Annotated in this window: 18 protein-coding genes and 1 riboswitch; of the genes, 13 read left to right on the forward strand and 5 right to left on the reverse strand. The window is 42.0% G+C overall.

Going from position 1 to position 21,122, the window contains the following annotated elements:
• Window positions 1-40: 40 nt before the first annotated feature.
• Window positions 41-138: riboswitch (TPP riboswitch) on the reverse strand.
• 59 nt (window positions 139-197) lie between these two features.
• From ACFORE_RS00680 to nrdH, 4 genes are all read right to left on the reverse strand, one after another.
• Window positions 198-503 (reverse strand): bacteriocin immunity protein, encoded by a 306-nt coding sequence (locus ACFORE_RS00680; RefSeq protein WP_168260985.1) that lies wholly within the window; start codon window positions 501-503, stop codon window positions 198-200.
• A gap of 147 nt (window positions 504-650) precedes the next feature.
• The gene (nrdF, locus tag ACFORE_RS00685) at window positions 651-1,613 is read right to left on the reverse strand and encodes a class 1b ribonucleoside-diphosphate reductase subunit beta (protein WP_154454400.1); all 963 of its coding nucleotides are present in this window, start codon (window positions 1,611-1,613) and stop codon (window positions 651-653) included.
• A gap of 45 nt (window positions 1,614-1,658) precedes the next feature.
• A complete protein-coding gene (nrdE, locus tag ACFORE_RS00690) occupies window positions 1,659-3,818 on the reverse strand; it encodes a class 1b ribonucleoside-diphosphate reductase subunit alpha (protein ID WP_264879538.1) in 2,160 nt (719 codons plus the stop codon).
• A gap of 72 nt (window positions 3,819-3,890) precedes the next feature.
• On the reverse strand, window positions 3,891-4,118 hold the full coding sequence (gene nrdH / locus ACFORE_RS00695) for a glutaredoxin-like protein NrdH (protein WP_293963469.1): 228 nt from the start codon (window positions 4,116-4,118) through the stop codon (window positions 3,891-3,893).
• Window positions 4,119-4,407: 289 nt separating this feature from the next.
• Between nrdH and acnA the strand changes: the two genes are divergently transcribed.
• The 8 genes from acnA to ACFORE_RS00735 all read left to right on the forward strand — a co-directional run bounded on the left by acnA (window position 4,408) and on the right by ACFORE_RS00735 (window position 15,960).
• Window positions 4,408-7,086: an aconitate hydratase AcnA gene (gene acnA / locus ACFORE_RS00700; RefSeq protein ID WP_269725754.1), complete on the forward strand. Its 2,679-nt coding sequence runs from the start codon at window positions 4,408-4,410 to the stop codon at window positions 7,084-7,086.
• The gene (locus tag ACFORE_RS00705) at window positions 7,073-8,191 is read left to right on the forward strand and encodes a citrate synthase (RefSeq protein WP_380434898.1); all 1,119 of its coding nucleotides are present in this window, start codon (window positions 7,073-7,075) and stop codon (window positions 8,189-8,191) included. Before acnA ends, ACFORE_RS00705 begins: the two co-directional genes overlap by 14 nt.
• An 11-nt stretch (window positions 8,192-8,202) precedes the next feature.
• The gene (gene icd, locus ACFORE_RS00710; protein ID WP_154454395.1) at window positions 8,203-9,378 is read left to right on the forward strand and encodes an NADP-dependent isocitrate dehydrogenase; all 1,176 of its coding nucleotides are present in this window, start codon (window positions 8,203-8,205) and stop codon (window positions 9,376-9,378) included.
• Between the two features lie 108 nt (window positions 9,379-9,486).
• Window positions 9,487-10,284 carry a putative ABC transporter permease gene (locus ACFORE_RS00715; RefSeq protein WP_154454394.1) on the forward strand — a complete coding sequence of 266 codons (798 nt, stop codon included), beginning with the start codon at window positions 9,487-9,489 and terminating at the stop codon, window positions 10,282-10,284.
• Between the two features lie 218 nt (window positions 10,285-10,502).
• On the forward strand, window positions 10,503-10,766 hold the full coding sequence (locus ACFORE_RS00720) for a phosphocarrier protein HPr (protein WP_003064009.1): 264 nt from the start codon (window positions 10,503-10,505) through the stop codon (window positions 10,764-10,766).
• Window positions 10,767-10,768: 2 nt separating this feature from the next.
• Window positions 10,769-12,496: a phosphoenolpyruvate--protein phosphotransferase gene (gene ptsP, locus ACFORE_RS00725; RefSeq protein ID WP_168260979.1), complete on the forward strand. Its 1,728-nt coding sequence runs from the start codon at window positions 10,769-10,771 to the stop codon at window positions 12,494-12,496.
• A 218-nt stretch (window positions 12,497-12,714) separates the two neighbouring features.
• Window positions 12,715-14,145: an NADP-dependent glyceraldehyde-3-phosphate dehydrogenase gene (locus tag ACFORE_RS00730; protein ID WP_264879535.1), complete on the forward strand. Its 1,431-nt coding sequence runs from the start codon at window positions 12,715-12,717 to the stop codon at window positions 14,143-14,145.
• 171 nt (window positions 14,146-14,316) lie between these two features.
• Window positions 14,317-15,960: a phosphoenolpyruvate carboxykinase (ATP) gene (locus ACFORE_RS00735; RefSeq protein WP_380434899.1), complete on the forward strand. Its 1,644-nt coding sequence runs from the start codon at window positions 14,317-14,319 to the stop codon at window positions 15,958-15,960.
• A 50-nt stretch (window positions 15,961-16,010) separates the two neighbouring features.
• On the opposite strand, the gene ACFORE_RS00740 is transcribed toward ACFORE_RS00735, so the two are convergent.
• Window positions 16,011-17,093 (reverse strand): DEAD/DEAH box helicase, encoded by a 1,083-nt coding sequence (locus ACFORE_RS00740; RefSeq protein ID WP_380434900.1) that lies wholly within the window; start codon window positions 17,091-17,093, stop codon window positions 16,011-16,013.
• 152 nt (window positions 17,094-17,245) lie between these two features.
• Between ACFORE_RS00740 and udk the strand changes: the two genes are divergently transcribed.
• The 5 genes from udk to ACFORE_RS00765 all read left to right on the forward strand — a co-directional run bounded on the left by udk (window position 17,246) and on the right by ACFORE_RS00765 (window position 21,122).
• Window positions 17,246-17,866, forward strand: coding sequence for a uridine kinase (udk, locus tag ACFORE_RS00745; RefSeq protein WP_154454390.1), 621 nt, complete (start codon window positions 17,246-17,248; stop codon window positions 17,864-17,866).
• Window positions 17,867-17,899: 33 nt separating this feature from the next.
• Window positions 17,900-18,085, forward strand: coding sequence for a hypothetical protein (locus ACFORE_RS00750; protein WP_302852558.1), 186 nt, complete (start codon window positions 17,900-17,902; stop codon window positions 18,083-18,085).
• Between the two features lie 103 nt (window positions 18,086-18,188).
• Window positions 18,189-19,751 (forward strand): 2-isopropylmalate synthase, encoded by a 1,563-nt coding sequence (locus ACFORE_RS00755; RefSeq protein WP_264879533.1) that lies wholly within the window; start codon window positions 18,189-18,191, stop codon window positions 19,749-19,751.
• 58 nt (window positions 19,752-19,809) lie between these two features.
• A complete protein-coding gene (gene leuB, locus ACFORE_RS00760; protein ID WP_264879532.1) occupies window positions 19,810-20,847 on the forward strand; it encodes a 3-isopropylmalate dehydrogenase in 1,038 nt (345 codons plus the stop codon).
• Complete coding sequence (locus ACFORE_RS00765; protein WP_204984730.1) at window positions 20,844-21,122, forward strand: DUF1294 domain-containing protein; 279 nt, start codon at window positions 20,844-20,846, stop codon at window positions 21,120-21,122. Before leuB ends, ACFORE_RS00765 begins: the two co-directional genes overlap by 4 nt.

Genomic DNA, 21,122 nt, shown 5'->3' on the forward strand with positions numbered 1-21,122 from the left:
TTTTCTGATTTATTGCACAGGTTATTCAAAACAAAGTTTTATTAACACATGTCACAATCCCTACGCTCGTCCTAACGAGATCAGGTGATCAGGATTTCGCATTTGCGATCTCAGCCTTAAGCACTCCTTTGTGATTCAATTGCCTTTAGTCTATCATGAAAGCGCCTTTCTTGTCAAGCATTCTTAACAGCCCTCGCCTAATGATTGGTAAAAGCTACTTGTAAAATAACTCCCCAGTAGTATCTCCAACGCTTTCTTTCCAAATATTTCTTTAAAACAAGCAATTCATCGTTGCGATTGGCTTTTCGGTGTAAGATCTCATCACAAACAAAAGGATACAATCGGTAAGCCAAGTAGGCTATGGAATCGCCCTTTTCAAGTCCTGAGGCACTGTTTAAAAGGGCTTGACGCAGCTCTTCACTAATGACCAGAGTAGGATTATTATAAACCAACTCAATATGATGATAAAATATCTGGCGCTTCCTCTTGCGTCGTTTGTTCATAAACAAGCTAACACCACCTATCTAATGTTCATTATACCTTATTTCGGTAAAAATGCATCACGAAATCGTTATTGCAGATGGTAGCAGCTACAAAGCCTTTGAAGCAAGTAAAAAGAGAACAGTTTTCCTGCTCTCTTTTCAAAAGGATTAAAGTCCGTAGTTGTAGTCGTCATCCTGCATGGCTTCCACGGTACCAAGCAAGTAACCATTTCCGACTTGACTAAAGAAATCGTGGTTAGACGTCCCCGTTGAAATACCGTTCATGACGATTGGATTGACATCGTCCGCAGTATCAGGGAAAAGTGGGTCTTGTCCGAGATTCATCAAGGCCTTGTTGGCATTGTAACGTAAGAAGGTCAAGACCTCATCTGTCCATCCCACAGCGTCATAGAGGGATCTGGTGTAATTTTCTTCATTTTCGTAGAGCTGGTAGAGCAAGTCATACATCCACTCACGAAAAGCGTCTTGTTCGTCTTCTGATAATTCATTGAAACCAAGCTGGAATTTGTAACCGATATAAGTACCGTGAACAGATTCGTCACGAATAATCAGTTTGATAATTTCAGCCACATTGGCTAATTTGTTATTGCCAAGGTAGTAAAGAGGTGTGAAAAATCCTGAATAAAACAAGAATGTTTCCAGAAAAGTAGAGGCTACTTTCTTTTGCAAGGCATCGCCGTTTTCATAAATATCGTTGATGATTTTGGCTTTCTTTTGCAAGTATTCGTTGTTGTTAGTCCACTCAAAAATGGCTTCGATTTCTGATTTGGTGTTGAGTGTTGAGAAAATCGATGAGTAAGATTTGGCGTGGACAGATTCCATGAATTGAATGTTGTTGAGGACAGCTTCTTCATGCGGTGTGCGCACATCTGCTCGAATAGCTTCTACTCCAGATTCAGATTGCATGGTATCAAGTAGGGTAAGACCTCCAAAGACCTTGCCTACCAAGTCTTTTTCTTGTTCAGACAATTGACGCCAGTCATCAAGGTCATTTGATAAAGGAATGCGGGTATCTAGCCAAAATTGTTCGGTCAATTTTTCCCAAGTGGATTTGTCAATGACGTCCTCGATTTCATTCCAGTTAATCGCTTTATAATAAGTTTGTGACATGTTATTCTCCTCGTGTGGCAAAAGGTAGAGTATTAAGTTTTTGCCTTAAATCGTACATGATTCGCATTGGTTAGCGCCAACTTCATCTCCATCATCGGTAAAGGTACGAATGTAGTAGATAGATTTGAGTCCTTTGTTAAAGGCATAGTGGCGTAAAATGGACAAATCACGTGTGGTTTGCTTGCTTTGCGTTTTCCACTCATAGAGTCCTTGAGGAATGTCGCTGCGCAAGAACAAGGTCAATGACAAGCCTTGGTCAACGTGTTCGGTTGCGGCTGCATAGACATCAATGACTTTTCGCATATCCATATCGTATGCAGATGTGTAATAAGGAATGGTATCGGTTGAAAGTCCAGCAGCAGGGTAGTAGATTTTACCAATTTTCTTTTCCTGGCGTTCTTCGATACGTTGGGTAATGGGGTGAAGGGACGCTGACACATCGTTGATGTAAGAAATAGACCCATTTGGTGCAACGGCTAAACGGTTTTGGTGGTAAAGCCCATCTGCCATGACCGCATCACGCAGTTTAGCCCAATCTTGACCGCTAGGGATGAAGTGGTCTGCAAACAAGTCTTTCACACGGTCAGAAGTTGGCACGTATTTTCCTGTGATGTATTTATCAAAATAGCTACCGTCAGCGTAAGCTGATTTGTCAAAACCGACAAAGGTTTGCTGGCGTTCACGAGCAATGTTATTTGATTCGACCAAGGTCCAATAGTTCAACAACATGAAGTAGATGTTGGTAAATTCGATCGATTCGGGGCTACCGTAGTGAATGTGGTGTTGGGCGAGGTAAGTGTGTAAGCCCATGGCACCAAGTCCAAAGGTGTGTGCTTGGTCATTGCCGTTTTTGATGGTTGGAACAGCTTCGATAGATGATGTATCTGATACGAAGGTCAAGGCGCGTGTCATTGCCTTAATAGAGCGTCCAAAATCAGGTGAAGTCATCATGTTGACCACGTTGGTTGACCCAAGGTTACATGAGATATCTGTTCCCATTTTAACGTATTCCTGAGCATCGTTAATCTCACTTGGTGTTTGCACTTGAAGGACCTCAGAGCACAAGTTAGACATGATGATTTTACCGTCAATTGGGTTGGCACGGTTAGCGGTGTCAATATTGACCACATAAGGGTAGCCTGATTCTTGTTGCAATTTTGAGACTTCAGTTTCCAAATCACGTGCCTTAATTTTGGTTTTGACGATATTAGGGTTTGCCACTATGTTATCGTATTCGGCTGTAATGTCCACATAGCTATATGGCACACCGTATTCACGCTCAACGCTGTAAGGGCTAAAGAGGTACATATCGTCGTTGTTACGAGCTAATTCGTAAAATTTATCAGGGACGGTGATACCTAGTGAGAGGGTCTTAACACGCACTTTTTCATCAGCATTTTCTTTTTTAGTCGATAGAAAAGCCATGATGTCTGGATGAAAGACATCCAAATACACTGCACCAGCACCTTGACGTTGCCCCAATTGGTTAGAATAAGAGAAACTGTCTTCAAAAAGTTTCATGACAGGAACAACTCCAGATGCTGCGCCTTCATAACCCTTGATTGGCGCGCCAGCTTCACGAAGGTTTGAGAGGCTAATGCCCACACCACCTCCGATACGTGACAATTGCAAAGCTGAATTGATAGAACGCCCAATGGAATTCATGTCATCAGTGACCGAAATCAAAAAGCAAGACACAAATTCACCGCGACGGCTACGTCCAGCATTTAAGAAAGATGGTGTAGCAGGCTGGTAACGTTGGTGAATCATTTCTGTGGCCAAATCGCGCGCTAAAGCTTCATCGCCATCTGCAAAATAAAGGGCGTTAAACAAGACACGGTCTTCGATGCTTTCAAGGTATTGTGTGCCATCGTTGGTTTTTAAGGCATATTGTTGGTAAAACTTGTAGGCAGCCATGAATGATTTGAATTGGAAGTGTTGTGCTTGCAAGTCCTTGGCTAAGGCCTCAATAAATTCCGGTGTGTATTTGCCGATAAAAGCCGCTTCGATGTAGTCATTGTCAATCAAATAGCGGATTTTAGCCGTAATGGAATCAAAAGCCATGGTGTTTGGAATGACATTTTCACGAAAGAAGGCTTCGAGAGCTTCTCTATCTTTGTGAAGAGGAATTTGACCATTGATAGGTCGGTTAATTTCATTGTTTAGGCGGAAATAAGACACATCGCCAAGATTTTTTAAACTCATAATTACGATACAAAAGCCTACCTAACAAAAAGAAGAGGCAGACTTTATTTCCTTTCTGTGCTTGGGTTAGAGTTAAAGCAAGGCTTTTAACTTAGCAGGTTGAAAACCAGAGAAAATGATATCTCCTGATTTAATAACGGGAGCAGCGGTAAAGCCTAGATTTTTGACATATTCAACCATTTCAGGACGTTCGTCGATATTAATTTCTTGATAGTTTACTCCCTCATTATCAAGGAGTTTTTTCGTCATTTTACATTGAATGCAGTTGTTTTTTGAATAAATGGTAATGGTATTAGCCATCTGACATCGACCTTTCTAAATGTTTTAAGTGTACTGTTCTACTTATCTAGCATACCCAAAAAAGAGGAAAAAAGCAAGCTAAAGTGCTTCAAAAAATACTATATATTGTGTTTTTTATGGTCAAATAGCACAAAATATAGTAACCAAGCGGCTTGACGGGGATTGTTTTGAAAACACCTTGCTAACACTATATGTTATAAAAACTAACACATAATAAAATAAAACTTGACACAATATTCTGAAAGTTGTATAATGTATGAAAATTTATACTATTTTAAGGGGGATGTTTATGAGTAAGTTTTTATCTGATTTTTCCTTCAAGGAAAACCAATATTCCTATTACGACATTGAGCGCGTGGTGACTTCCTACGGAGGAGATATTCATAAAATCCCTTACACCATTCGTATTTTACTTGAAAGTTTACTCAGAAAATACGACGGAAAAGATGTAACGAAAAATCACATAAAAGCCTTGGCGACCTATCAAGCTAAGCAGCCCAGTGGTGAAATCCCATTTAAGCCTAGTCGCGTGATTTTACAGGATTTTACGGGAATTCCGGTAGTTGTTGATTTGGCTTCTATGCGAGATGCGGTGGTTGCACATGGTGGCAATCCCCAACTCATTAACCCTGAAATTCCAGTGGATTTGGTGATTGACCACAGTGTTCAGGTGGATGTTTTTGGTTGTGATTCAGCTTTGGAAGATAATATGACGCTTGAATTTCAACGCAATAATGAGCGCTACACCTTTCTAAAATGGGCGGAAAAAGCCTTTGACAATTACCGTGTGATTCCGCCTGCGACAGGGATTATCCACCAAGTCAACATTGAATTTTTAAGCGATGTGGTGATTGAACAAGACGGCTTGTTGTACCCTGATTCCATGTTTGGAACGGACAGCCACACCACGATGATTAATGGTATTGGTGTTCTTGGCTGGGGTGTCGGTGGTATCGAGGCAGAGGCCGCTATGCTGGGCGAAGCCTCTTTCTTTCCCATTCCTGAAGTGGTTGGCGTGCATTTGACAGGCAAATTGTCTAAGTTAGCGACAGCAACGGATTTGGCCTTGAAGGTTACGCAAGTGCTTCGACAAGCCCATGTGGTTGGCAAATTTGTTGAATATTTTGGGGAAGGTTTAACCAGTTTGACCTTGGCAGAACGAGCAACAGTTGCCAACATGGCACCTGAGTACGGCGCGACCTGTGGTTACTTTCCGATTGACGATGAAACCTTGAATTATATGCGTTTGACCAATCGTTCTAGCGAACATATTGACTTGACAAAGGCTTATGCCAAGCAAAATCACCTATTTTACAATCCTGAGCATCAGGCGGATTATACGACTGTTATTGAGATTGATTTGTCAACGATTACGCCAAGCATCGCTGGACCAAAACGTCCGCAGGATTTGATTGATTTGACCCAAGCCAAACAAGCTTTTCAAGACAGTTTGGTGCGTGAGGCAGGTGTTCAGGGGTTTGGTTTGACAGCAGATGAACTGGATAAGACCGCTACAGTTCAGTTTGAGCAAGAAACTGTTGACATTAGAACAGGGCACGTGGCGATTGCGGCCATCACGTCATGTACCAATACCTCTAATCCTTATGTATTGATGGCAGCGGGCTTATTAGCGAAAAATGCGGTTGCACGTGGCTTGAAAGTGGCTCCGACAGTCAAGACGTCTTTGGCTCCAGGCTCTAAGGTGGTCACAGGTTACTTGCGCCAATCAGGTCTGCAAGCTTATTTGGACCAGCTTGGCTTTAATCTCGTTGGTTATGGTTGCACCACTTGTATTGGAAATTCAGGCAATTTGTTGCCAGAGGTAACAGAAGCGATTACAAAGTCGGATTTGTTAGTATCAGCGGTCTTGTCAGGCAATCGTAATTTTGAAGGGCGGGTCAATCCGCTTGTCAAAGCTAACTTTTTGGCAAGTCCACCTCTAGTAGTGGCCTACGCTCTTGCTGGCAATACTAATGTGGATTTGACCAGTGAGCCGCTTGGTTTTGACCACAATCAAGACCCTGTTTACCTAAAAGATCTTATGCCAAGCCATGACGAGGTTGCTCAATACGTTGATCGTTATGTGACTCGCCAGTTGTTTGAGGATGAGTACCAGCACGTTTTCACGGACAATGAGCAATGGAATCACATTGATACTCAGAACAGCTTTATTTACCCATGGAAGGCAGATTCTACCTACATTCAAAACCCGCCGTATTTTGATGGTTTGGATAATCAAAGCACAATCAAACCGCTACGCCATTTGCGTGTTTTAGCTAAATTTGGTGACAGTGTCACGACTGACCATATCTCGCCAGCGGGAAATATCTCAAGAAATAGCCCTGCAGCAAATTACCTTGAAGAACACGGCGTGACTTATGCTGATTTTAATTCTTACGGCAGTCGCCGTGGTAATCATGAGGTCATGATGCGAGGAACCTTTGCCAATATTCGCATTCAAAATCAGTTGGCGGCTGGCAAAGTGGGCGGTTACACGACTTATGAGGGTGACGTGATGCCTATTTACGATGCGGCTATGCATTACAAAGCTGATAACGTGGCGACCTTGGTCATTGCAGGAAAAGATTACGGCATGGGTTCTAGTCGGGACTGGGCAGCCAAGGGAGCAAATCTTCTTGGAGTCAAAGCCGTGCTGGCTGAAAGTTTTGAACGCATTCACCGCTCAAATATAATCATGATGGGGATTTTACCGCTGCAATTTTTAGACGGTGAAACAGCTGATAGCCTTGGTTTAACAGGATTTGAAAGCTATGATATCGAACTGCCAGAAAATCCAAGTATTCATGATGTGGTTGATGTTGTGGCGCGTGATGCCTCAGGTGACAAACGCTTTAAAGCCATGGTGCGTTTTGATGCGGCGGCAGATATTCGCTACTATAAAAACGGTGGTATTTTGCCAATGGTGGTTCGTAAAAAGTTGGAGGGAGTAGCTTATGATGGAAAGTGAAGGCATGAAAGACTTAATTGCCTGCCAAACGCGTATTAGCGCGATTGTTGACGATCAGTTGTCTTATGCAGGCTATAATATTTCAGAATTGATGGACAATGAAGCGAGTTTTGAAGAGGTTATCTATCTTCTTTGGAACCTGCATTTGCCCAATCAGAAAGAATTGGCTGATTTTACTGCGGAGTTGCGTGCCAATTATGGCATTAGCGATGCGATTGAACAGTGTTTGTTGATTCAGTCACGTCGCCATCTGCACCCCATGAGTGTCTTACGTTCAACGGTCAGTCTGCTTGGGGTGTACAACGTTCATGCTGAGGATACTTCAGAAGAAGCTGTTTATGAGCAATCCATTCAATTAATGGCAAAAATGCCCACTATTATTGCGGCATTTGCTCGTTTGCGCTCAGGGCAGACACCCATAGCACCGCGTGAGGATTTGTCTATCGCAGCCAACTTTTTGTATATGCTAAAAGGAGAAGAGCCAACTCCTCTGCAAGTTAAGGCGCTCAATCGTGCCTTGGTCCTACACGCTGATCATGAGTTAAATGCTTCTACCTTTGCCGCGCGTGTGTGTGCTTCGACCTTGGCAGATATCTATTCTTGCGTGACCACTGCTATCGGTACCCTAAAAGGCCCTCTGCACGGTGGGGCAAATGAACGTGTTTTTGATATGCTAACAGACATTCGTGAAATGGGAGATAGCGAGGCCTATTTACAGGAAAAACTCGCCTGCAAGGAAAAAATCATGGGCTTTGGGCACCGTGTTTATAAAAAACAAGACCCGCGTGAAAAATACTTGCGAGATATGGCAGAAGAATTGACCAAAGGCACAGAAGATGAGGTTTGGTTTGGTTTGTCGCGTGAGGTGGAAGATTACATGAAAAATGCCAAGGGGCTGATTCCAAATGTCGATTTCTACTCAGCGACAGTTTATCATGTGCTTGGCATTGACAGTTCCATCTACACTTTGATTTTTGCCATGAGCCGTGTATCAGGTTGGATTGCCCATATTCAAGAGCAACAACGCCATAACAAACTCATTCGCCCACGTTCAGACTATGTTGGCCTTGTGGATTTGACTTACATTCCCATGGAAGCGCGTTAGAAAGGATAGCTATGTCAGAAAAAATCACTTTGGAAAATGGCCGTTTGTCTGTGCCTAATCATCCTGTCATTCCGTTCATTGAAGGGGACGGGATTGGGCAAGATATTTGGAAAAATGCGCGTGCGGTTTTTGATGCGGCAGTAGCAAAAGCCTATCACGGTCAAAAAACAATTCAGTGGCTGGAAGTCTTGGCAGGTCAAAAGGCGCACAAAACCACGGGTCAATGGCTGCCTGATGACACACTTGAGGCAATCAAAGAATATTTAGTTGCCATCAAAGGGCCTCTAGAAACGCCTGTTGGTGGCGGTATTCGCTCGCTCAATGTCACCTTGCGTCAAGAATTGGATTTGTATGCTTGCGTGCGTCCTGTGCGGTATTTTCAAGGCATTGAAAGCCCGCTCAAAGAACCTGAAAAAATCAATATCACCATTTTTCGGGAAAATACAGAGGACATTTATGCGGGAATTGAGTGGCAAGCTGGTAGCTCAGAAGTCAAGCAAGTGATTGCTTTTTTGCAAAAAAACATGGGGGTTAACAAAATCCGTTTTCCTGAAAGCAGTAGCATTGGTATCAAACCCATTTCAAAAGAAGGGAGTGAGCGTCTGATTCGCTCAACTATTGAATACGCCCTGACCAATAACCTCGCTAAAGTTACCCTTGTTCATAAGGGAAACATTCAAAAATTCACAGAAGGTGGTTTCCGAAAATGGGGCTATGAACTCGCTCAAAGAGAGTACGCCGATGAACTTGCCAGCGGAAAATTAGTTATCAATGACATCATTGCGGACAATTTTTTGCAGCAAATTCTGCTTAATCCTGAAGCTTTTGATGTGGTGGCGCTGACCAATCTGAATGGGGATTATGCCAGCGATGCCTTGGCAGCACAGGTGGGAGGTATTGGCATTTCACCAGGTGCTAACATCAATTACAGCACAGGTCATGCCATTTTTGAGGCGACACATGGCACAGCGCCTGATATTGCAGGGCAAGACAAGGCTAATCCCTGCTCGCTGCTCTTGTCAGGTTGTATGTTATTTGATTACATCGGCTGGACAGAAGTGGCTCGTCGCATCACGACGGCTATTGAAAAGACCTTGGCTCAAGGCTATGTCACTGCTGATTTAGCACACGGTAAGCCTGCCTATTCAACCAGCGACTTTGCCGCCAAAGTCATCGACTATTTGTAAAAAGATAACCTAGGATATGTTTTGGTCCTAGGCTTTTTGCTGCCGCCGACATGATTTTGATTTTTACCCCAAAAAAGCTTATAATCTTGATAGAAAAGGTAGGTTTTTATGGAATATTCATTGACAGACATTATTTTTTTATTTTTTATTTATTCGTTTGTAGGCTGGCTCTGGGAAACCATTTATTGTTCCATCAAAGATAGAAAATTTGCTTATCGTGGTTTCTTGGCTGGACCTTACTGCCCTGTATATGGCTTTGCGGTGACAACCGTTCTGGTGGCGACAAAACCTTTTCAGAGTCATTTGCTATGGCTGTTTTTGAGTGGGATGCTGGTAGCGACCGTGTTCGAATACGTGGCAGCATGGTTACTAGAAACTCTCTTTCACATGAAGTTGTGGGATTACAGCAATGAATTTGGAAATATCCAAGGACGTATCGCCCCAGCCATCTCACTGTTTTGGGGCTTTGGGATTGTGATTTTAGTTAAATTCATCCAGCCAAGCGTGATGTGGCTGATTGCCCATACGAGCGATTGGGTTGCCTTAGCTATTGTAATTATCATGACAGCGGATTTCATTTGGACAGTGACAGATACAGTGAAATTCCAACAAGCAGCCAGCTCTTTTGAAAAATATGCGCATGCAGAACAAGAACGCTTGCACGAGTCCGTTAAAAAAGAATTTGGCGACTTGGCTCAGCAAACCGAAGTCTTTAGCAAGCGCTTAGAAGATTTACGCCTGCACATCAATGAACGCTTGAAAGCAAGAGGTATCGAACCTTTCCGTTTCAACCAACGCCGCCTCTTGAGAAACTACCGTCAATTCCGTTTGACGACAGCGCCATTTTTAAATGATATCCGTCGCAAACAAGAAGACGCCAAACAAAATCAAAAAAACAAGAAATGAGAACGAAGTCTGGAATGAAAATTCCAGACTTTTATCATAAAAGTGTTTCTTTTTTGCTGCATTTAATGAAAGAAAAGTGATTTTTACCACCTTAAATTTACACCGATCCAATGAATGGTAAGTGCTTGAAAATAAAATTATATTGTGCTATAATCAGTTTCTGTAAGGGTTATCAATTGTTGATAATTCAAAAAAACATAATAAAAGGAGAACCAATTATGGCTTCAAAAGATTTTCACATTGTTGCAGAAACAGGTATTCACGCACGTCCAGCTACTTTGCTTGTTCAAACAGCTAGCAAATTCGCTTCAGATATCACTTTAGACTACAAAGGTAAAGCTGTAAACCTTAAATCTATCATGGGTGTTATGAGCTTGGGTGTTGGTCAAGGTGCTGACGTTACTATCTCAGCTGAAGGTGCTGACGCTGACGACGCACTTGCTGCTATCGAAGAAACAATGACTAAAGAAGGATTGGCTTAAAAATGACAGAGAAGCTTAAAGGGATTGCAGCATCAGATGGTGTTGCTGTTGCTAAAGCGTATTTACTCGTTCAACCGGATTTGTCATTTGAAACCGTTACAGTTGAAGATACAAGTGCAGAGGAAGCTCGTTTAGATGCTGCATTGCAAGCATCTAAAGACGAGCTTTCTGTTATTCGCGAGAAAGCAGTAGAAACACTTGGTGAAGAAGCAGCAGCTGTGTTTGACGCACACTTGATGGTTCTTTCTGACCCAGAAATGATTGGTCAAATTAAAGAAACAATCCGTGCCAAACAAATTAACGCTGAAGCAGGTCTTAAAGAAGTAACTGATATGTTTATTACTATCTTTGAAGGTATGGAAGACAACCCATACATGCAAGAACGTGCGGCTGATATCCGCGACGTTGCAAAACGTGTATTGGCTCACCTTATCGGTGTTAAACTTCCAAACCCTGCTACAATTGACGAAGAATCAATTGTTATCGCTAACGATTTGACACCATCTGACACCGCTCAATTAAACAAAAAATTTGTAAAAGCGTTTGTCACTAACATTGGTGGACGTACAAGTCACTCAGCTATCATGGCACGTACTTTGGAAATCGCTGCTGTTCTTGGAACAAACGATATCACAAGCCGTGTTAAAGATGGTGATACTGTAGCCGTTAATGGTATTACTGGTGATGTTATTATCAATCCAACAGAAGAGGAAATTGCTGAATTTAAAGCTGCTGGTGAAGCATATGCTAAGCAAAAAGCTGAATGGGCTATTCTTAAAGATGCCAAAACAGTTACTGCTGATGGCAAACACTTTGAATTAGCAGCAAACATTGGTACTCCTAAAGATGTTGAAGGCGTTAACGCTAACGGTGCAGAAGCAGTCGGTCTTTACCGTACTGAGTTCTTGTACATGGATTCACAAGATTTCCCAACTGAAGATGAACAATACGAAGCTTACAAAGCTGTTCTTGAAGGCATGAACGGTAAACCAGTTGTGGTTCGTACCATGGATATCGGTGGGGACAAAGAACTTCCATACTTTGACCTTCCAAAAGAAATGAATCCATTCCTAGGATTCCGTGCTCTTCGTATCTCAATTTCAGAAACAGGTCAAGATATGTTCCGTACACAATTGCGTGCGCTTCTTCGTGCGTCTGTTCACGGACATCTTCGTATCATGTTCCCAATGGTTGCTCTTCTTAAAGAGTTCCGCGCAGCGAAAGCTATCTTCGAAGAAGAAAAAGCTAAACTTAAAGCTGAAGGTATTGCCGTTGCAGATGATATTGAAGTAGGTATCATGATTGAAATCCCAGCTGCAGCTATGCTAGCTGACCAATTTGCTAAAGAAGTTGACTTCTTCTCAATTGGTACAAATGACCTTATTCAATACACAATGGCTGCTGACCGTATGAACGAACAAGTTTCATACCTTTACCAACCATATAACCCATCAATCCTTCGCTTGATTAACAACGTTATCAAAGCAGCTCACGCTGAAGGTAAATGGGCAGGTATGTGTGGTGAAATGGCCGGAGATCAACAAGCTGTTCCACTTCTTGTCGGAATGGGTCTTGACGAATTCTCTATGTCAGCAACTTCAGTTCTTCGTACGCGTAGCCTTATGAAGACACTTGACACTGCTAAAATGCAAGAGTATGCAAACCGTGCTCTTACAGAATGCTCAACTATGGAAGAAGTTCTTGAACTTAGCAAGGAATACGTTGACTAATTAGCGGCATTATTAGACTTTTAAGGACTGTTTTGAGTTATTAAAAAGTCAGTTGTCAGAGAGGGCGCTAGTCGTCCTCTCTTTCTTTGTGCTTTAAATGGTAACACTATTTTTGAAGATGTGATTTATGCTAATTTTCTGAATTTAGTAGTGTTGAATAATTGAAAAAAACCAAAAAAGTGATAAAATAAAACTATCATATTAAAAGGAGAAAGAACGTGACCAAACAATACAAAAATTACGTTAATGGAGAATGGAAACTTTCTCAAGAAGAAATCACTATTTATGCTCCAGCAACAGGTGAAGAACTAGGTTCTGTGCCAGCTATGAGCCAAGAAGAAGTAGATTATGTTTATGCTTCTGCTAAAGCTGCTCAAAAAGCATGGCGTGCGCTTTCATACGTTGAACGTGCGGCTTACCTTCACAAAGCTGCTGATATTTTAGAGCGTGATGCTGAAAAAATTGGTGCGGTATTATCAAAAGAAATTGCTAAAGGCTACAAATCAGCTGTTAGCGAAGTTATTCGTACAGCCGAAATCATTCACTATGCTGCTGAAGAAGGTGTTCGCCTTGAAGGTGAAGTGCTTGAAGGTGGTAGCTTTGAAGCTGCAAGCAAACAAAAAATCGCTGTTGTTCGTCGCGAACCAGTTGGTCTAGTGCTTGCTATCTCACCATTTAACTACCCAATCAACCTTGCTGGCTCTAAGATTGCACCAGCCCTTATTTCAGGAAACGTTGTTGCCCTTAAACCACCAACGCAAGGTTCTATTTCAGGTTTGCTTTTGGCTGAAGCCTTTGCTGAAGCAGGTCTTCCAGCTGGTGTCTTCAACACAATTACAGGACGTGGTTCTGTTATCGGTGACTACATTGTAGAACACGAAGCTGTTAACTACATCAACTTCACTGGTTCAACTCCTGTTGGTGAACACATCGGTAAATTAGCTGGTATGCGCCCAATCATGCTTGAACTTGGCGGAAAAGACTCAGCTATCGTTCTTGAAGATGCTGACCTTGATTTGGCTGCTAAAAACATCGTTGCTGGTGCTTACGGTTATTCAGGTCAACGTTGTACAGCGGTTAAACGTGTCCTCGTTATGGATAGCGTTGCTGATGAATTGGTCGCAAAAGTATCTGCTTTGGTTGAAAAATTAACAGTTGGTATGCCTGAAGAAGATGCAGACATCACACCATTGATTGATACAAAAGCAGCTGACTTTGTAGAAGGTCTTGTTAAAGACGCTCAAGAAAAAGGTGCTAAAGAAGTGATTGCCTTCAAACGTGATGGTAACCTTATCAGCCCAGTCTTGTTTGATAACATCACTCCTGAAATGCGCTTGGCTTGGGAAGAACCATTTGGTCCAGTTCTTCCAGTTATCCGTGTGAAATCACTTGAAGAAGCTATTGATTTGTCAAACCAATCAGAATACGGTCTTCAAGCAGCAGTCTTCACAAACAACTTCCCACTTGCCTTCAAGATTGCAGAACAATTAGAAGTTGGTACTGTTCACATTAACAACAAGACACAACGTGGTACCGATAACTTCCCATTCCTTGGAGCTAAGAAATCTGGTGCTGGAACACAAGGTGTGAAATACTCTATCGAAGCCATGACAAAAGTTAAATCAACTGTTTTCGATATTGCAAAATAAAAGAATGAGGGTTGGAACGCTTGCGTTCCGCCCTTTTTTGTTTGTGAAAAGAATCATCATTTTATGGAAAAGGTGATCCTTTTTTTCGTTTTTACAGAATATTGCACTTTTTATTGTGAAAACGCATACGTTTGTGGTAGAATAGGGTTACCATACAATAGGAGGTGTAAAATGGTCACACGTAATCAATTTTCAACATCGGAGATGCGTAAAGCAAGTCCTTATTTTTCTGCGTTAAAAACTATTGTCGAAACGGCTTTTTATGAAAACCAAGTGCACCCTATCAAGACTCTAGAGGAGGCTTACCAGTTGGCGTCCAATGCTGCTGGAACAGTGATTTTAGATATGCCTGTCATTCATACCAAGGAGTTGGGGTTACCCTCATATGCTCGGGTTTTATTGACAAATTCTGGGGCAATTGTTGGTCGAACAGCTAAGGCGCGCCGCATTTATGGGAGGGATGCCGAAGAAGATGAACGGCTTTTATCCATTGTGAGAAGTGCGGTGTATCAAGCACATAGCCGCACCTTTTACAAGGCAGATGCTATCGTGGGCCTAGAGGAGGATTTCATGGTGCGTGCCCACTTGATGGTGCCGGAAGAAGAAATCAATAATCTCTACTCTTGGTTGCTGAATTTTCAAATTTTGGATGAGGAATTTAAAAACCGTTTGAAGGTTTCCAAACGGTATGACGAAGATGATATTTTTGTCTTTTTTGACCCTAAATGGTCGCATCCTGACTATCCAGATGGTTTGGCTTATTTTGATACCAATCACAATTGTGTGGCGATTTTGGGATTGAACTACTTTGGAGAATTGAAAAAAGCCACTTTGACCTTGGCTTGGGGAACGGCTGCACGAAATGGATACGTTTCTTGCCATGGTGGCTTGAAAATTTTCCAACGAAAAGATATCGAGCAGCATTACGTCGCATCCTTTTTTGGCTTGTCTGGTTCTGGTAAATCGACTTTGACCCACGCTAAGCATAATGGAAAATACGACATCAAAGTTTTGCACGACGATGCTTTTATCATTTCTGAAAAAGATGGCTCATCTATCGCCTTAGAACCGTCTTATTTTGATAAAACCAATGATTACCCAACGGGACATCCCGAGCAAGATTTCTTTGTAACGGTGCAAAATTGTGGGGTGACCTTGGACCATAATGGTCGGAAAAAATTGATGACCGAAGATATCCGCAATGGCAATGGGCGAACAGTCAAGTCACGCTTTGCGACACCAAATCGTGTGGATGTTGTCAAAGAGCCTATTAACGCTATTTTTTGGATTATGAAAGACGGCTCGCTACCGCCTCTCATGAAAATCAATGACCCCATTATGGCAGCAACGATGGGCTGCACCTTGATGACGAAGCGCTCAAGTGCTGAGAATATCGAAAGTGACAAGCAAACACTGGTGATAGAGCCTTTCGCCAATCCTTTCAGGGTCTATCCGCTGGTAGAAGATTACCAAAAATTCCGTTCGCTATTTTCAGGTGGCGTGGATTGTTATATTATCAATACAGGTTCTTACCTGTCTGAAGATATTTCTAAGGAAACATCTATTGCCTCCATTGAAGAGATTGTGGATAGCAGAGCGGTTTTTAAACCTTTTGGCCAGATTGAAAATTTTGAATATTTAGAATTAGAGAATTTTCCTATTCATCCATTTGATAATCAGTACAAGCAAATCATTCGTTCACGGATGCAAATTCGATTGAATTTCTTGCTCTCTTTCAATCAAAATTATCCTAAATTTGCTCTACCTGTTGAAGCCATTTCTCGCTTGGAAAAAGTGATTAATCAGTTGAAATGATAAGAAACGTTTTAAAAATACCGCCTCCAAGGTTTGGGGCGGTATTGTGTTTATTTGAGATGAAGTTCTTGATTTTTGAGGTAAACTTCTGATACAGATGCGTATTTTTTCAGTTTTTTGAGTTCCTCAGGATGAGTAATGAACGTGATAACCACACCTGCCTTGCCCATACGCCCTGTTCGTCCAGCACGGTGGGTATAGGTTTCCTTATCACGAGCCAAGTCAAAATTCAGGACACATTCTAAGTTGTCAATATCAATGCCTCGTGCTACTAAATCTGTTGCCAACAGCAGTGAAATCTCATGGTTTTTGAATTTTTCAAGGATGACCTTGCGGAATTTGACATTGACATCAGAAGCCAGTGATATCGCCGAAGCGTGGTTGAATTGCAAACGTTCCTCAGCAGCTCCTAGGTCAGATAAGTTGTTGAAAAAGACCAAACCACGAAAATCAGGAGTATTGGAGAATTTACGCAATAAATCTAGGCGGTCGCGTTTACCAACAGTGATGTAGTAGTGAGCAATCTGGTCGAGTTTCTGCTCTGACAAATCAATGGAAATGGTGTTTTCCACTAAGGCATCCACATCGACTTGATTAGTCGCACTCATGTAAATCATCTGGTGGTCACGTGGTACTCGGTGCACGATGCTGTTTACAAAATGGTACTGAGAATCGCTAAGCAACTCGTCAAATTCATCCAAAACAATCGTATCCACAGACATCATTTTGATTTTTTTGAGTTTAACCAATTCAAAAATACGGCCCGGCGTTCCGATGAGGATTTCAGGCCCTTTTTTCAGGCGTTCAATTTGGCGTTTTTGGCTAGAACCTGAAATAAAGAGTTGTGCGGTTAGATTTAGCGGCTCAGCCCATGTTTTGGTCACGTCAAACAATTGCCCAGCTAATTCAGTATTTGGGGCTAAAATCAAGAGTTGTTGCGCTTTTTTTGGTTTGAGTTTTAACAAGGCTGGCAAGAGATAAGCCAGGGTTTTTCCTGTACCAGTTGGGCTAATTCCAAGCACATTGTCCCCTTGTGAAATGGGCTCAAAAACCTGTTGTTGAATAGCGGTTAGTTCAGTTATTTGTGCCTTGGCAAGTTGGTCTTGCCAGACATTTGGAAATTGTGAAATCATAGCATGCCTTTTCTAATGTGTAATCTTTATCCCATTATACCATAGAAAAGGGTATCTTTTTGGATTTCAAGGCCAAGTAAGAGTTTTCAATAGTTGAAAAATAACAAAAATAGTGTAGAATAGATAAGAATATATTTGTTTTGGAGTAGTAAATGCGTAAAAAACCTATTATTATCGGTGTAACTGGTGGATCTGGTGGCGGAAAAACCAGTGTTTCAAAAGCGATTTTGGCTAATTTCACAGACCAAAAGATTTCAATGATTCAGCACGATTCGTATTACAAAGATCAAAGCCATTTGACTTTTGAAGAACGTGTGACAACCAATTATGACCACCCACTAGCATTTGACACAGATTTGATGATTGAACACATCAATGAACTCATTGCTGGTCGTCCTGTGGATATTCCGATTTACGATTACACCTTGCATACACGTAGTGAAAAAACTTACCGCCAAGAACCCCAAGATGTCTTTATTGTGGAAGGTATCTTGGTGCTTGAAGATAAACGCTTGCGTGAGTTGATGGATATTAAAATTTTTGTGGATACTGATGACGATATTCGCATTATTCGTCGTATTAAACGTGATATGGAAGAAAGAGGTCGCAGCCTTGATAGCGTCATCGACCAATACACTTCTGTGGTGAAACCCATGTATCACCAATTTATCGAGCCAACAAAACGTTATGCGGACTTGATTATCCCAGAAGGGGCATCTAACATTGTGGCTATCGATTTGATTAACACGAAAATTTCAACCATTTTGGAGTAATATATTAATAGTTAAGACAAGCACCTGTTGTGTTTGTCTTTTTTTGCAGTAAAAAGTCAGAAAATTTATTTTATTTTGATTATTCTGTTGACTTTTATTTTAGAAAGGGGTATGATGTTAAAAAAGAAAAACATTGAAAGGAAGTCAAACGATGGTATTCGCAGAAATGACAGTTTTGCTATTGCGACAGGGGGGGCTAATGCAGCAGGAAAGCATTAGTCCTGTTTGGCTTACCAAGCGGGAAAAAACATCTCGCTGGATAGTGAGATGTTTTTTTAGTTAGTTTATTCGTGATTGTGCACGTTTTTAGAAAGAGGTTTTTATGCGTTCTATTGAATTTCTTGATACAACTCTTCGTGATGGGGAACAAACCCCAGGTGTTAATTTTTCCATTAAGGAAAAAGTGGCGATTGCCAAGCAATTGGAACGCTGGGGGATTGCGTCTATCGAAGCAGGTTTTCCAGCTGCAAGTCCTGATTCATTTGAAGCGGTTCGTCAAATTGCCCAAGTCATGACAAAAACAGCTGTGTCTGGTTTGGCACGTTCGGTAAAATCAGATATTGATGCTTGCTATGAAGCCTTAAAAGATGCGAAATACCCACAATGCCACGTTTTCATTGCGACCAGTCCTATTCACCGCGAATACAAACTGAAAAAATCTAAAGAGGAAATTCTTGAAATTATCAAGGAACACGTGACCTATGCTTGTAGCAAATTTGAGGTGGTGGAGTTTTCGCCAGAAGATGCGACACGAACAGAACTGGATTACTTGCTGCAAGTGGTTCAAACAGCGGTTGATGCTGGAGCAACTTATATCAATATTCCTGACACAGTTGGTTTCACCACACCCGAAGAATACGGCTATATTTTCAAATATTTGATTGAAAATACGGCCTCAGACCGTGAGATTATCTTTAGCCCGCATTGTCACGATGACCTTGGCATGGCAACGGCAAATACCCTTGCAGCTATTAAAAACGGTGCTGGGCGTGTGGAAGGTACGGTCAATGGCATTGGAGAACGAGCTGGTAATGTAGCTCTGGAAGAAGTGGCTGTAGCTCTCAACATTCGCGAAGATTATTATCAAGCCACGTCTGATATTGTGTTAAATGAAACGGTTAATACGTCAGAATTGATTTCGCGTTTTTCAGGTATTCCGATTCCTAAAAATAAAGCTGTGGTGGGTGGCAATGCCTTCTCTCATGAATCAGGTATTCATCAAGACGGTGTGCTTAAAAACCCATTAACCTATGAAATCATCACTCCTGAATTGGTCGGCGTCAAGCACAATTCGCTTCCACTTGGAAAATTATCAGGTCGTCATGCCTTCATTGAAAAATTAAAGGAGCTGGAATTAACCTTTGAAGAATCTGAAATCGTTCCACTTTTTGCGAAATTTAAACAATTGGCAGACAAGAAAAATGAGATTACCGATGACGATATCAGAGCCTTGGTGGCAGGTACGGAAATTGAAAATCCTGAAGGCTTCCATTTTGGCGATTTGAAATTAACGTCAAATACGGACGATACGGTGACAGCGGCGGTTGTGATGGCCAATGCTGACGCTGATGAAGTTGAGGTTGTTGCTGACGGTAAAGGTTCTGTTGAAGCTATTTACAATGCTGTGGATAAATTCTTCCACCAAAATGTGCGTCTGCTTAGCTACACCATGGACGCTGTGACTGATGGCATTGATTCTCAGGCGCGTGTGTCAGTTTCCATTGAAAATACAGATACAGGCACTATTTTCAATGCGTCAGGAATTGATTTTGATGTGTTGAAAGCTGGGGCGCTGGCTTACATTAATGCCAACACGCTTGTTCAAAAAGAAAATATGGGTGAAATTGGTCAAGTCATTTCATTTCGTGATTTGCCAACAAACTAATCAGCCATAACAAATCAGCCATAACAAAAAGGGTAATCTTGACTGAGGGAGTTTAGCTATGACAAAAAAAATTGTGACACTTGCTGGTGATGGTATCGGTCCAGAAATTATGGCAGCAGGTCTGGAAGTTCTTAAAGCCGTTGCTACAAGAATTGATTTTGCTTATGAGATTGATGCCAAGCCATTTGGCGGTACAGGAATTGACGCTGTGGGACATCCACTTCCTGAAGAAACCTTGGCAGCTGCCAAGTCAGCGGATGCTATTTTACTGGCTGCTATCGGTGGTCCTAAGTATGACAAGGCTCCAGTTCGTCCAGAACAAGGTTTATTGGCCATTCGTAAGGAATTGCAACTGTTTGCCAATATCCGTCCTGTTCGGATTTTTGATGCTTTGAAACACTTGTCGCCTTTAAAACCAGAGCGCATTGACGGTGTTGATTTTGTAGTGGTGCGTGAATTGACGGGGGGCATTTATTTTGGTGAACACCAGCTGAATGACGATTCTGCCCGTGATATTAACGATTATTCTGCTCATGAAATTCGTCGCATTATCCGCAAGGCTTTTGAATTGGCACAACTTCGTGGCAAGAAAGTGACCAGCATTGACAAGCAAAATGTTTTGGCAACGTCTAAATTGTGGCGCCAGATTGCTGAAGAAGTAGCCACAGAATTTCCAGACGTTACCTTGGAACACCAATTGGTGGACAGCGCAGCCATGATTATGATTACCAATCCGTCGCGTTTTGATGTGGTGGTGACGGAAAATCTTTTTGGGGATATTTTGTCTGACGAATCCAGCGTTTTGCCTGGAACTTTGGGCGTGATGCCATCAGCCAGCCATTCGGACAAAGGGCCAAGCCTTTACGAACCCATTCATGGCTCAGCGCCAGATATTGCAGGGCAGGGCATTGCCAATCCTGTTAGCATGATTTTGTCTGTTGCCATGATGTTGCGTGAGAGTTTTGGCGAAGTGGCTGGAGCAGAATTGATTGAAAATGCGGTAGATAAGACTTTCAATCAAGGGATTTTGACACGAGATTTGGGTGGAACGGCTTCAACGGCTGATATGACCGCCGCGATTATTGCCAATCTATGAGCACTAAAGCCGTTGTTTTTCTCCTGTTTGTGTTGTGGAATAGCCTCGTTTTTGCCAGCTATGGTTTGGATAAGAGGAGGGCAAGGCGTGGTTCTTGGCGGATTTCAGAGAAAACCTTGCTTTTGGAAAGTCTTTTCTTGGGAGGAATAGGCGCCTTTCTAGGTGGAAAAGTCTTTCGCCACAAGACACGAAACAGGTATTTCAGACTGGTTTGGTACTTGGGTTTGTTAGGAGATATAGCCTTTTTGTACTGGCTTGTCTGGCTATGGCGATAA

The organism is Streptococcus alactolyticus, assembly GCF_042649785.1.
GTDB classification, from domain to species: Bacteria; Bacillota; Bacilli; order Lactobacillales; family Streptococcaceae; genus Streptococcus; species Streptococcus alactolyticus.

Bases quoted from the DNA above. Each gene is read 5' to 3' on its own strand.
- ACFORE_RS00680 (WP_168260985.1), bottom strand. From the start codon at position 503: ATGAACAAACGACGCAAGAGGAAGCGCCAGATATTTTATCATCATATT.
- nrdF (WP_154454400.1), bottom strand. From the start codon at position 1,613: ATGTCACAAACTTATTATAAAGCGATTAACTGGAATGAAATCGAGGAC.
- nrdE (WP_264879538.1), bottom strand. From the start codon at position 3,818: ATGAGTTTAAAAAATCTTGGCGATGTGTCTTATTTCCGCCTAAACAAT.
- nrdH (WP_293963469.1), bottom strand. From the start codon at position 4,118: ATGGCTAATACCATTACCATTTATTCAAAAAACAACTGCATTCAATGT.
- acnA (WP_269725754.1), top strand. From the start codon at position 4,408: ATGAGTAAGTTTTTATCTGATTTTTCCTTCAAGGAAAACCAATATTCC.
- ACFORE_RS00705 (WP_380434898.1), top strand. From the start codon at position 7,073: ATGATGGAAAGTGAAGGCATGAAAGACTTAATTGCCTGCCAAACGCGT.
- icd (WP_154454395.1), top strand. From the start codon at position 8,203: ATGTCAGAAAAAATCACTTTGGAAAATGGCCGTTTGTCTGTGCCTAAT.
- ACFORE_RS00715 (WP_154454394.1), top strand. From the start codon at position 9,487: ATGGAATATTCATTGACAGACATTATTTTTTTATTTTTTATTTATTCG.
- ACFORE_RS00720 (WP_003064009.1), top strand. From the start codon at position 10,503: ATGGCTTCAAAAGATTTTCACATTGTTGCAGAAACAGGTATTCACGCA.
- ptsP (WP_168260979.1), top strand. From the start codon at position 10,769: ATGACAGAGAAGCTTAAAGGGATTGCAGCATCAGATGGTGTTGCTGTT.
- ACFORE_RS00735 (WP_380434899.1), top strand. From the start codon at position 14,317: ATGGTCACACGTAATCAATTTTCAACATCGGAGATGCGTAAAGCAAGT.
- ACFORE_RS00740 (WP_380434900.1), bottom strand. From the start codon at position 17,093: ATGATTTCACAATTTCCAAATGTCTGGCAAGACCAACTTGCCAAGGCA.
- udk (WP_154454390.1), top strand. From the start codon at position 17,246: ATGCGTAAAAAACCTATTATTATCGGTGTAACTGGTGGATCTGGTGGC.
- ACFORE_RS00755 (WP_264879533.1), top strand. From the start codon at position 18,189: ATGCGTTCTATTGAATTTCTTGATACAACTCTTCGTGATGGGGAACAA.
- leuB (WP_264879532.1), top strand. From the start codon at position 19,810: ATGACAAAAAAAATTGTGACACTTGCTGGTGATGGTATCGGTCCAGAA.
- ACFORE_RS00765 (WP_204984730.1), top strand. From the start codon at position 20,844: ATGAGCACTAAAGCCGTTGTTTTTCTCCTGTTTGTGTTGTGGAATAGC.